Source organism: Kitasatospora sp. NPDC056181, from assembly GCF_042266225.1.
Lineage (GTDB): Bacteria > Actinomycetota > Actinomycetes > Streptomycetales > Streptomycetaceae > Kitasatospora.
Genome location: NZ_JBHJUK010000120.1, coordinates 16,870 through 28,584 on the forward strand (window position 1 = coordinate 16,870; position 11,715 = coordinate 28,584).

The window sequence follows — 11,715 nt, forward strand, 5'->3', positions numbered from 1 at the left end:
CCGGCCCGGCCCCCCCCCCGGCCCCCCCCCGGCCGCGTTCCGGTCCGGGGCGGGGCGGGGGCCGGGGCCGCCGGGGGCCCGGCGGCCGCCGACGGGGCCGGGGCCCGGAGAGAACGGAGGGAGGTGGGAGGTGGGGGCGGGCGGTGTCAGAGCGCGGCCAGCAGTCCGCAGAGCGCGAGAAGCCCGCAGATGCCAAAGTTGATCAGCTTGTGCGAGAGGAAGACTGCGGCGAACTCGCGGATGGTCGCGCTCGGCCAGTAGTACGCGGCCGTTGGCGAGCCGAACACCTGCCCGTTGACGCCCGTCTTGCGGGCGGTCAGCGCGGCCCGGAAAGCGTGGAAGTTGTTGGTGACGATCACGCAGCGGTAGTCGGGCTTGGCCTGTTCCATGATCACCTTGCTGAACAGCAGGTTCTCCTCCGTGGTGCGGGAGCGGTCCTCTCGCTCGATCCGCTCCGTCGGGAACCCGCGCTCGACGAGGTAGTCGGCCATCGCGTGGGCCTCCGGCAGCTTCTCGTCCGGCCCCTGGCCGCCCGAGGTGATCAGCACCGGCGGGTTGCCGCGCGCGGCCTGGTTCTCGAAGACCTCGCGGCCGCGGTCGAGCCGGCTTGCCAGCAGCGGCGGCACGCGGTCGCCGCCGAGCAGGCCGGAGCCGAGCACCACGACGAAGTCCACGTCCCGGCGGGGGCGGTGACGGCCGTACAGGAAGGCGTAGCCCACGAAGCAGACGAACAGGAAGGAGATGTACCCGACCACCAGCGCGGTGGTGCCCGCGAGGATGCCCAGCCGGTAGGAATGGGTGAACAGTGCTGCCACGAGCAGGATGATCACCGCGAGGATGCCGAGACCCGCAAGCAGGGAGAGCAGGTTGGCGGGCCGCCAGCCCTCCTTGCGGATCATCGTCAGACCGTTGGAGACCAGGAACCAGATCAGTGCGAGCGTGCCGATCGCCGGCAGCAGGATGATGGCGACCGCCGCCAGTTCGGCCACCAGCGTGGGCGCCTTGCGCACTTCGGCCAGCAGCGCCAGGGCGAGGAAGGAGACGGCAATGCCGAGCAGGACGGCGTTGCTGAACTGGCGTCGGTCGCGTAGGACCCCGATCCCGCACAGGACGAAGAAGAAGGCTGCTGGGGCGAAGGCGATCATATTTGTATCGTAGGGGCCGGACGGGGTGGTCAGGTGCCGGTCCGGTCGGCCTTGGCGAGGGCCTCGGAGGCCTTGGCGTGTTGGCGGCCCGTCGAGTCCGAACCGTCCTGCTGGTGCGTCGCGGTGGGCGCCTGCACCCCGTCAGCCCCGGCGGCCCGGCCAGCCCCGTCAGCCCCGTCGGTCCGGTCGGTCGCGGCAGCCCTGTCGGCTCCGTCCGGCCCGTGGGCCGCGGCCGGCGCCGTCTGCCGCACTCCCCGCACTCCCTGCACTCCCCGCACTCCCCGCACGCCCGGTACCGCTGCCGCGCCCACGCAGGCGAGCGCGACCAGGGCGGCTGCGACCAGCAGCGGCCTGGTGCTGCCCCAGGCGTCGGCGGCCAGCGGTGCCAGCGTGTAGCCGAGCGGCGCGGCCGCCAGTGAGAGCAGCCAGTCGTAGGAGGTGACCCGGGCCAGGACCTGGGCGGGGAACTCCTGTTGCACGACCGTCTGCCAGACCGGGTTGAGGAAGCCGAGCCCGGCCATCGCGACCGCGTACGCGGCGACGGTGAGCGGAGCCGGGGCGGTGGTGGCGAGGGCGAGCAACGGTAGTGCGTAGAGGGCGAGGCCGAGGTTGGCGACCATCACCGGGCGGCCCGGGCGGACGCGGCCGGCGATCAGCGATCCGGCGAGCACGCCGAACGCCCCGGCCTGGGTCATCGCGATCCAGACGCCGTCCCCGCCCAGGTCGCGGGCGGCCACCAGCGGGCCGAGGGTGAGCAGTACCGTGCTGGCGCCGTTCCATGCACCGTGGGCGATCAGGCTGGTCCAGTACCAGTCCCGGGAACGGAGTTCGGTCCAGCCCTCGGCCAGGTCGGCGAAGAACGGGCGGCGCTCGGCGGGGGTGTGCCGGACGGTGATGCGTGTCAGCAGGGCGGCGCTGACCGCGAAGGAGGCGGCGTCCAGGACGAAGGCCCAGCCCGCGCCCGCCGTGTACACCAGCACGCCGGCCAGCGCGGGGCCGCCGAGGCGGGCCGCGTTGCCGGTGGACGCCAGCAGGGCGTTGGCCCGCATTCGAAGCGGCCCCTCGACGGTGGCCGCGACGAGAGGGGAGGCCGTCGGCATGGCGAAGGCGGAGGCGGTGCCGCCGATCGCCTCGGCCACGGCGATGTGCAGCAGCCGCGGTTCGGCGCCGATCAGTTCGACGCCGACGGACAACTGCGCGGCGGCCCGGACCAGGTCGGTCACCAGCGCGACCACCCGGGGGTTGAAGCGGTCGCCGACCACCCCGCCCAGTGGGAGCAGGAGCAGCCGGGGCACCATCGCGCAGCCGAGTACGAGGGCCAGTGCGCCGGAGGAGCCGGTGGCCCGCGTGATCGCGATGGCCAGGGCGGCGGGGACGACGGCGTCGCCGAGGGTGGAGATGGTCCGGCCGGCGTAGAGCAACCGGAAGTCGCGGAGTCCCAGTGGATGAGTCACGCCGTGGACTATATTTCGGTGCCGAAATTTCGGCAACGAAATATAGATTGACGATCAAGGGCGCCTAGACTCGACCCATGGAGCACCCCGAACAACGGTCCGACGAGCCCAGGGACTGGACCGACGGACACGTCGAGCGCTGGCAGCCGGTCCTGCCACACCTCGACCCGGACATCGAGGGCGCCGTCACCCGGATGAACAAGCTCACCCGCCACCTGCGGCGGGTGCGTGAACAGGGCGTTGCCGACTACGGCCTGCAGAAGCACGAGTTCGACACGCTCCACGAGCTGGCCGGGCGTGGCGGCCACGCCCTCCCGTCCGAGCTGCGGGCGGACCTCAACCTGGCGCCGGCCTCCGTGACCGGGCGTCTCGAAGCCCTGGAGCGCCGGGGCTTCGTCGTCCGTACTCCCTCCACCGAGGACCGCCGCCGCGTCGACGTCGAACTGACCGAGGCCGGCTTGGAGGCCTGGCGGCAGGCGCTGGACGTGGTCGGCCGCGAGGAGCAAAGGCTGCTCGGCGTCCTGGCACCCGAGGAGCGCCGGCTCCTCTCCGACCTGCTGCGTCGGGTCCTGCTTGCGGCGGAGGCCCCGGATCCGGCCGACGCACCCGGCCCGGGCGGGCAGCCGAAACCACGCCCCTGACCGCCAGGGTCCGGCCCCCTTCAGGTCCCGGCCGCGCCGTAGGCCGTCGGCCGCCGACGCCGGGCAGACCCGGCGTCCCGCCGTCCGCGTGGACCCGGTCCCGTCGTCCGGGCGGACCCGGTCCCGTCGTCCGGGCGGACCCGGTCCCGTCGTCCGGGCGGACCCGGTCCCGCCGCCCATGACCTCCCGATCACCGTCGCCCCGGCGGGCGATGGCCTCCCTACCACCGCCTCCCCGGCGGGCCCCGGAGCGTCACGCGGCTCCGGCTAGTTCCAGGGGCTCACCGAGAGGCGGACGGCGGCATGCGGTCCGAGGAGCGGGGCGGCGGTTGCCGGCAGGTCGATGTGTCCGACCCAGGAGTCGGCGGCAGGGTCCTCGTCCGGGAGCGGGTCGCCCTCGGGGCGGAGGTCCTTGATGGCCCCGGTGATCCGGGAGTTCCAGTGCGCCCAGGCGGCCGGGCGCGGCCCGGACGGGTCCACGTCGACGACGAGGCTGTCGGCGAAGTCGGCGGTGCGCTCCAGATGGTCGCCGAAGCCGAAGAACCCGTGGTGCTCGCGCAGGGAGAACACCCGCAGGTCGAGCGCGTAGCGGAGTGGTCCGGTCTCATCGGGTCGCGGCAGGGCGCTGGAGAGGAAGGTGGTCGCCAGCCGGACGGCCCCGTTCCCCGCAGTCCTGCTCCCGTTCCCCGCGCCCCGGCCTCCGTTCCCCGTGACGCCGTCCCCGTCGTCGCCGTGATCACCGACGCCCCTGGCCGAGCCGTTGCCGTTCCCCGCCGGGTCGGAGAGCTGGATGGGGCACCAGTGCGGTGCCACCCGCTCGTGCATCGTCACCGGCAGGCCGCGCACCGAGAGGGCGACCTCGGCCTGCCAGGTCACGTCGGGGTCGTCGGCAGGCAGGTCCACCCCCACCAGGTCGGCGCGGACCTGGAGGTCGCCGAAGAGGAAGCGACGCAGGTTCTGGTATCCCTCCTCGGAGTTGACCAGTCCGTACGGCCCGCTGTGGCTGCGGTGGACGAAGGCCTGCTGGGCGCCGGTGATCTGGGCGTTGGCGATCTGCACCAGCCCGTCACTGCGCGGCCCGACCGTCGCCGCCGAGGCCCCGTGGGCCACGTCGTAGTCGGCCGGGTCGGTGCCCACCAGGCAGAACACCCGCTGCAGCGGGAAGCCGCCGGCGGCCGACTCGGCCGGGCCGGTGCCGTCGTCGTCCGGCATGTCGACGGCCCGCCAGTCGTCGGGCGGTCCGTCCGGGGCGAGGCGGGCCGTCGGTGTCAGGTACCGGTACATGTGGTCCGGCCCGAAGATGTCCGAACCGTTGATGTTGAGGGCGTCGCGCAGTGCTTCGGGGACGCCGAAGCCGACGTCGAAGGTGATCCCGCCGTGCGGCGTGCCGTAGGTGAAGAGTTTGGCCACGTAGTCGGCGGCCCGGCGGCCCGGGCGGCGGTCCGGGATGATCTTCTGCAGCAGGCAGCGGCAGATCAGCCCGCCCATCGAGTGGGCGACCAGGTACACGCTCGGCGCGCCGGTCTTGGCCTGGAGCTTCTCGATCAGGGCCAGCAGGTCGACGGCGGCCGACTCCAGGTCGAAGCGTTGCGGTTTGGCGCCCCAGGAGCTGGAGGAGAGGTCGTAGAAGCGGTGGATCCAGATGCTGTCCGGCGGGATGTTGTCGTGGGTTTCGAGGTACGTCCCCTGACCCCCCTCGACGAAGATGTGGTAGCCCTCGTCAAGGTGCAGCCGCAGTAAGGGACTCTCGAACTGGTAGAAGACGGGGGAGTCTTCGCGCCCGACGCGGATGTGCATCGAGCCCTCGTTGAACCCGTAGAACGGATCCGTGACGGCTTTCTCGATCCCCGAGGTGCCCCCGGCGTAACCCCGGACGTAGATGATCGGGAGCCTGGCGGACGGCGTGCTCATGGCCGGCCTGCCCTCTCCGCGGCCGGTACCGGCCGGCACCGGCCGACCCGTGGAAGTGGAAGTGGAAGTAGAAGTACTCCCTCCAGTGTCGGAGTCCGCACCCGGCCTGTCACCCCCCGGGTGCGGACCGTTGATGACGCGTCACTGCTCGTGTCGGTCCCGTGTCCGATCGGCCCCGGCCGGGCACGGACCGTTGATGACGCGTCACTGCTCGTGTCGCGGTCCGCGTTCCGGGTCCGGCCCCGCGAACCGCTCGACGGCCGCGAAGATCGCCTCCTGCATGGCGGGGCTGCCGGTGTGCCCGGAGTCGTGGATGACCGTCAGCTCCGCGTCCGGCCAGGCCTTGGCCAGTGCCCAGGCGCTGTCCAGCGGTGAGCCGAGGTCCAGTGCGCCGTGGATCAGCACGCCCGGGATTCCCGCCAGTCGTTCGGCGTCGCGCAGGAGTTGGCCGTCCTCCAGGAAGGCGGCATGCGAGAAGTAGTGTGCGGTGATCCGGGTGAAGGCCATCAGCGCGTCGTCCGGGCGGTCGGTGTAGGCGTTCGGCGAGCCGAGCGCCTCGTGCGCGATCACCGCGTCCTCCCAGGTGGCCCAGTCGTGCGCGGCCTTGCGCCGGACGGTCTCGTCGGGGCTGTTCAGCAGACGGCTGTACGCCGCCACCAGGTCGCCGTCCCGGTCGGCGGGCGGCAGCGCGTCCCGGAACGCCTCCCAGGCGCCGGGCACGAATCGGGCGACACCGCGGTAGAGCCACTCGGTCTCCTCGGGCCGGGTCATGGTCACCCCGCAGATCACGATCTCCGAGACCCGCTCGGGGTGGGCCTGGGCGTAGGCGAGGATCAGGGTGGACCCCCACGACCCGCCGTAGAGCAGCCACTGCTCGATGCCGAGGTGTTCGCGCAGCCGCTCCATGTCGGCGATCAGGTGCGCGGTGGTGTTGTGCTCCAGGCCGGTGGTCGGGTCGGAGGCGTGCGGCAGGCTCTGCCCGCACCCGCGCTGGGAGAACTGGACCAGGTGGTAGCGCGCGGGGTCGAAGTACTTCCGCCTGCCCGCGTGGAGCCCGGACCCCGGCCCGCCGTGCACCGTCAGCGCGGGCTTGCCCTGCGGGTTGCCCGACGCCTGCCAGTGGATCCGCTGGCCGTCGCCGACGTCCAGCCGGCCCTGCGCGTACGGTTCGCTGAGCGGGTAGAACTCGGTCACTTCGGAGTACCTCCTGGGCGAACGGGCAGGAGGTCGCGAGGCTACCCGCCCTCCGCAGCGCCCGTCGAGGCCATTCATCCCGCAGGTGCCGCGGCGGCGGGGGAGCGGGTGCCGGCCGGGCCGGCCTGTTCAGACGGACCGTCAAAAGCCTTGCAGGTCAAGGACTCAGTGCTTTGCCGCCGGGTCGGTGCTTCTCCGGGATCGGCGCTTCTCCGTCGGCTCGGCGCTCTTCCGCGGGGTCGACGCTTCTCCGTAGGCTCAGTGCTTCTCCGTGGGGCCGGTGCTTCTCCGCGGGGTCAGCGCTTGTCCGGCGGTAGCAGTGCGGCGAGCCCGTCGAGGATCCGTTCGAGGCCGAAGTCGAACCGGGCGTCCATGGCCGGCTGGGTGAGGTCGTCGGCGAGGGCGACGATGTTGGGGAACTCCTCGGCCGGCAGGGCGCGGAAGCGGTCGCCGGCGGCCGCGGCGATCTCGCCGCGGCTCGCGCCCCTGGCCTCGTCGGCGGAGATGGGGGACTGCTCCTGGAGGACGAAGCCCTGGACGTAGGCGCCCAGCAGATAGGTGGTCATGGCGGCGTCGGCGTCGGAGAAGCCAGCCTCGCGCAGCCGGTCCAGCTGCTCCTCCAGCAGTCGCAGCAGGTGCGGGCCGGGGGCGAGCCGCCCGGCGACCACCTTGGCGGCGTCGCGCTTGTCCAGCAGCAGGCGGCGGTAGCGGCGGCCGTAGTCGAGGAACTGGCTGCGCCAGTCGCCCTCGCGCGGGGGTGCGACGGCGTCGGCCATGATCGCGTCGTTGAGCAGGTCGAGCAGCTCGTCCTTGTTGCGGACGTGCCAGTACAGCGAGGCGGCCTTCACGCCCACCTCGGCCGCGACCTTCCGCATGGACAGGCCTGCCAGGCCGTCCCGCTCCAGTACTCGCAGGGCTGCCACGACGAGGGCGTCCCTGGTCAGCGCGGGCTGGGTGTCGGTCTCGTCGTGCGTCGGCATGGGTCTCCGCCCGCCTTCCGTGCCTCCGCGGGTGGTGCCGCCTCCGGCCCCCGCGCCTCGCCGGATTCCAGCGGCCGCGGGAATCCCACTTGCAATCTAACACCGTTAGGGGCACTCTTTCGGTGCCGGTTCATCCCTAACACTGTTAGGGACTTGGAGAATGGAGAAATCCCCATGGGGGAGTCGAGCGCCCTGCGGAAGAGACTCGCGCTGGCGACGCTGTGCATCACCATGTTCATGTCCATGCTGGACAACGTCATCGTCAACATCGCCCTGCCCCGCATCGGACACGACCTGGACGCCGGGATCGGCGGGCTGGAGTGGGTGGTCGAGGGGTACAGCCTGGTCTACGCCGCGCTGCTGCTCACCGGCGGCGCGCTCGGTGACCGGTACGGCCGCACCCGGGTGTTCCGGCTCGGGCTCGCGCTGTTCACGGCCGGGTCGGCGCTCGCCGCGCTCGCCGGGACCACGGGTGTGCTGGTCACGGCCAGGATGCTCCAGGGCGTCGGTGCCGCGTTGCTCACCCCGGGGAGCCTGGCCATCCTGCGGCACGTCTTCACCGACGAGCGCGAGCGGGCCCGTGCGATCGGGCTCTGGTCGGCGGTCTCCGCACTCGGCCTCTCGGTCGGGCCGGTGATCGGCGGGCCGATGGTCGACCACCTCGGCTGGGCCAGTGTGTTCTGGATCAACGTGCCGATCGGGGTGGCGGGGTTCGTCCTGGCGAGCCGGGTGCTCCCGGTCATCGCCCCGCGGCAGCGGCGGATCGACCTCGGGGGACTGGCGCTCTCCGCGGCCGGCCTCGGCGCACTCGTCTACGCGCTGATCGCGGGCCCGTCCCGGGGCTGGACCGACGCCCGGGTGCTCGGCTGCGCGGTGGCGGCCGCCCTGCTGCTGGCCTGCTTCCTCCTGCTGGAGCGGCGCCTGGCCGAACCCATGCTGGACCTCGGTCTCTTCCGCGACGGCATCCTCGGCGGCGCCCTGCTGAGCGGGTTCATGGTGAGCTTCGGAATGTTCGGCGTGATGTTCTTCCTGCCGCTGCTGATGCAGGGCGTGCTGCGGTGGGCACCGACCGACGCCGGGTACGCGGGCCTGCCGATGGCGGTGATGATCGTCGCGGGTGCCCCGGTCGCGGGGCGGCTGACCGGCCGTCACGGCCCCGGACTGCCGCTGGTGCTGGGTCTGCTGCTCTGCGCCGCGGGGCTCGGCGGGCTCTCGTTCCAGGGCGCCGACGCGCGCTATCCCGAGTACCTGTGGACGCTGTTCACCATGGGCCTCGGCATGGGAATGACGTTCACCCCCGTCTCCATCGCCGTGCTCCAGCGGGTCGGGCCCGCGCAGACCGGGATGGCCTCGGCGACCGTCAACACCCTGCGCGAACTGGGTGGCGTGATCGGCGTCGCCGCCCTCGGCGCCGTCCTGACCCACCGCATGACCGGAACTCTCACCGGCTCGCTGGAGCGGCTGGGCGTGGCGCCGGAGTCGGTCGGACGGGCCGCCGACGCCCTGGCCGGCGCGGGCTCCGGGCACGGGAGCGGCTCGGGGGCGGCGCTGTCCGGGCCGGTCCAGGCCGCGGTGGACGGTGCGTTCGTCGACGGGGTGCACCTCGCGGTGCGCTGCGGTTCGGCGGGACTGGCGGCCACCGCCGTCCTGGTCGCCGTCCTGCTCCGACGGAGCGCCCGAGTGGAGCGGCAGGCGGAGAGCGGGCAGACGGCGGCCGGGCACACGGCGGCCGGGCAGGTGGAGGACGGGCAGGTGGAGGACGGGCGGGCCGACGGACTGGCGAACGGCCGGCCGGGCGGTCAGGAGCAGCCGGTGCCGTCGGCCGGAGGTAGGCCGGTGGGCGTGAGCGATGCGGTCTGACGAGCTGTCACGGGCGGCTGGTGACCAGCCGGGGAGCACCTGTCGGCGAGTATCTGTCGGCGATCGGCTGGCGGAGGTTGCCTTCGCGAGGTCACCGTCCGGAGGCCGCCGGTCCGGAGGCCCGGACCGGCGCTCACCGCAGGATGCTCACCGCCAGGCAGCCTCCACTGCGGCCTGGGCGGCGCGGGCCAGCTCGTGCCGCGCCCGCGACCGTCCCGGCCCCCGCGGTCCGGTGAGCCGGGTGAGCCCGCTGGGTCCGGTCGGCCTGGTCGGTCTGGTCGGTCCGTTGGGTCCGTTGGGTCCGGTCGGTCCGGTCGGGGCCATTGACGCCACCGGGGCCGGGATCAGTGGCAGAAACGTCACCTCCGCCACCAGCCCGCGGACCGCGACCACCCGCGCGAGGGAGCTGACCAGGTCGTCCTCGCCGACGAACGCAGCCATGCTGGTCGGCCGCCCGTCCGCCAGCCGGTAGCGGATCGCGACCGGTTGGACGGGGGCGCCCGCCCGGGCCGCGGCCTCGAAGAAGGCCGGGCGGAACCGTCCGCTCTCCCGCCCGCACCAGGTCGACCCCTCCGGGAAGACGACCACCGGACGGCCTGCCCGGAGCAGTGCGGCGACGGCGTCGACCGCCGCCGGGAGGGCGCGCAGCCGGTCCCGCTCGATGAGCACCGTGCCGCCCGAGGAGATCAGCGGTCCGAGGACGGGCCACCTGCCCAGCTCGGCCTTCGCGACGGCCCGGCCGGGGCGGCCCGCCGCGATCAGCGGGATGTCCAGCCAGGAGACGTGGTTGGCCACCACCAGCACCCCGCCCTCGGCGGCAGGGCGTGGCGCGAGCCGGACGGCGACCCCGAGGGAGCCGAGCAGGGTGCGTGCCCAGAGCCGGACCAGCCGCTCGCGTACCGCCCGTGGGAGGGCGCGCACCGGCGGGATGAGCACGATGCCCGTCACCAGCACCGGCAGGAAGACGGCGAGCCGTAGCGCCCGGCGGGGGAGCGCCACCGTCGGGACCGGTTCGGTCAGGCACGTCGTGGGCGTGCAGGGAGCCGTGGGCAGCCAGACGCTCACTCGGTTGCGGTTGCGGTTGCGGTTGCGGTTGCTGCGGCAGCGGTTGCGCTGGTTGCGCTGGTTGCGGCAGGGGCGACGGAGGTGCCGGGGCCGGTGGGTGCCGGCACGCCGGAGAGGAAGTGCCGCAGGTAGCGCGGGTCGGTGCGCTCCAGGGACAGCAGCACGTACAGGTCGGCGGTGGCGAAGTCCGGGTCGTGCGCGGGTGCGCCGCAGACCCAGGCGCCCAGCCGCAGGTAGCCGCGGAGCAGCGGCGGCAGGGCGGCCCGTTCGGCGCGCGGTACGCCGGTCGCGTCCCACGACCGGTGCGGGGCGACCCGGTACTGCGCGGGCGCCAGGTGCTTGGCGCTGACGGTGTCCCAGACGCGGGCCGCGGTGCCGCCGCCGTCGTCCAACGGGATCGAGCAGCAGCCGCCGACCCAGGTGTTGCCGGTCTCGGCGAGGTAGCGGGCGATGCCGCCCCACATCAGGTTGATCACGGCGCCGTTGCCCCGGTGGCCGGCGTCGATGCAGGAGCGGCCCAGCTCCACCAGGCCGTCACGGAGCGGGGCCAGGTTGGACAGGTCGAACTCGCCGTCGGAGTAGAGCCGGCCGGCCCGCCGGGCGGCTTCGGGACGGAGCAGCCGGTAGGTGCCGACGACCGGGCCGTCCTCACCCTCGCGCACCAGCAAGTGGTCGCAGTACTCGTCGAACGGGTCGACGTCCAGGCCGGGCACCGGGCTGTGCAGTACGGCACCGAGTTCGTCGGCGAAGACCTGGTGGCGCAGCCGTTGGGCGGCGCGCAGGTCGTCCTCGTCCCTGGCCAGGGTGACGGTGTAGGCGGCGGCCTCGACGGCGGTGGGCGCAGCGGAGACGGGCGCAGGGGAGACGGGTGGCGTGGTGACGATCGGCGTGGCGGGGGCCGGAGTGGTGGCGGGCCGGGACTGACGCGGGGCGGGCACCGCGGCGGTGAGGCCGGCGGTGTCGCCGGGGAGGACTGCGGGAGGAGTGTACGTGGGGACGGTGGTCATGGCGGACCCTCCAGGGCAGCACGGACGACGGCGGCCACGGATCGCCGTGGCACCGGCCCGGCCCGCTCGAACATCGGGCCTGCGGGCCGGTATCCGTATGTTTTTCCGAGCCGGCTGGCGTCCACGTTGCTGTTCGGCGGAGCGCAGATGTGCACCTGCTGAATGCGGGCACCCGGCGCCTTCCGGTCACCCGCCGGGCGCCCGGTCGTCGCCCTGCGCTCCGCTCCACGGGGTGGAAAGCGCGGCCCGGGCCTGCCCCACCGTCAAGGCCCCGAGGCCGCTGCTCCCACGGCTGGTATTCCCGCGAGCGGTGCTCCCGCGGCCGCTGCTCCTGGGAGCGGTGCCCCCGCGAGCGTGGGCCCCCCTGGCGGGGGCCCGGCGGGGGGGGGGCGCCGCAGGAGGGCCGCCCCCCCCGGGGGGGGGACCCCGCCGGGCCCGGGTGGGGCGGGGCGGTCGGCG

General features: G+C 73.6%; 9 protein-coding genes. 2 read left to right on the top strand and 7 right to left on the bottom strand.

Going from position 1 to position 11,715, the window contains the following annotated elements:
* Positions 1–146 precede the first annotated feature (146 nt).
* Positions 147–1,145, bottom strand: a complete 999-nt coding sequence (locus ACFC1F_RS32970; protein WP_376163872.1) for a YdcF family protein — start codon at positions 1,143–1,145, stop codon at positions 147–149.
* Positions 1,146–1,174: 29 nt separating this feature from the next.
* Complete coding sequence (locus tag ACFC1F_RS32975; protein ID WP_376163874.1) at positions 1,175–2,599, bottom strand: MFS transporter; 1,425 nt, start codon at positions 2,597–2,599, stop codon at positions 1,175–1,177.
* A 77-nt stretch (positions 2,600–2,676) separates the two neighbouring features.
* Between ACFC1F_RS32975 and ACFC1F_RS32980 the strand changes: the two genes are divergently transcribed.
* On the top strand, positions 2,677–3,240 hold the full coding sequence (locus ACFC1F_RS32980; protein WP_209412166.1) for a MarR family winged helix-turn-helix transcriptional regulator: 564 nt from the start codon (positions 2,677–2,679) through the stop codon (positions 3,238–3,240).
* Between the two features lie 266 nt (positions 3,241–3,506).
* On the opposite strand, the gene ACFC1F_RS32985 is transcribed toward ACFC1F_RS32980, so the two are convergent.
* The 3 genes from ACFC1F_RS32985 to ACFC1F_RS32995 all read right to left on the bottom strand — a co-directional run bounded on the left by ACFC1F_RS32985 (position 3,507) and on the right by ACFC1F_RS32995 (position 7,324).
* Positions 3,507–5,150 (bottom strand): alpha/beta fold hydrolase, encoded by a 1,644-nt coding sequence (locus ACFC1F_RS32985; protein WP_376163876.1) that lies wholly within the window; start codon positions 5,148–5,150, stop codon positions 3,507–3,509.
* A 204-nt stretch (positions 5,151–5,354) separates the two neighbouring features.
* Positions 5,355–6,344, bottom strand: a complete 990-nt coding sequence (pip, locus tag ACFC1F_RS32990) for a prolyl aminopeptidase (RefSeq protein WP_376163877.1) — start codon at positions 6,342–6,344, stop codon at positions 5,355–5,357.
* 296 nt (positions 6,345–6,640) lie between these two features.
* Entirely contained in the window at positions 6,641–7,324 is a 684-nt protein-coding gene (locus tag ACFC1F_RS32995) for a TetR/AcrR family transcriptional regulator (protein ID WP_376163879.1), read from the bottom strand.
* A 174-nt stretch (positions 7,325–7,498) separates the two neighbouring features.
* Here ACFC1F_RS32995 and ACFC1F_RS33000 point away from each other — a divergent pair, with 174 nt between their 5' ends.
* Positions 7,499–9,184, top strand: a complete 1,686-nt coding sequence (locus tag ACFC1F_RS33000) for an MFS transporter (RefSeq protein ID WP_376163881.1) — start codon at positions 7,499–7,501, stop codon at positions 9,182–9,184.
* A 147-nt stretch (positions 9,185–9,331) separates the two neighbouring features.
* Here ACFC1F_RS33000 and ACFC1F_RS33005 read toward each other — a convergent pair whose 3' ends face one another.
* Together ACFC1F_RS33005 and ACFC1F_RS33010 are read right to left on the bottom strand one after the other, a co-directional pair.
* Positions 9,332–10,183: a 1-acyl-sn-glycerol-3-phosphate acyltransferase gene (locus ACFC1F_RS33005; RefSeq protein WP_376163883.1), complete on the bottom strand. Its 852-nt coding sequence runs from the start codon at positions 10,181–10,183 to the stop codon at positions 9,332–9,334.
* Positions 10,184–10,245: 62 nt separating this feature from the next.
* Positions 10,246–11,256 (bottom strand): GNAT family N-acetyltransferase, encoded by a 1,011-nt coding sequence (locus tag ACFC1F_RS33010; RefSeq protein ID WP_376163885.1) that lies wholly within the window; start codon positions 11,254–11,256, stop codon positions 10,246–10,248.
* Positions 11,257–11,715 lie beyond the last annotated feature (459 nt).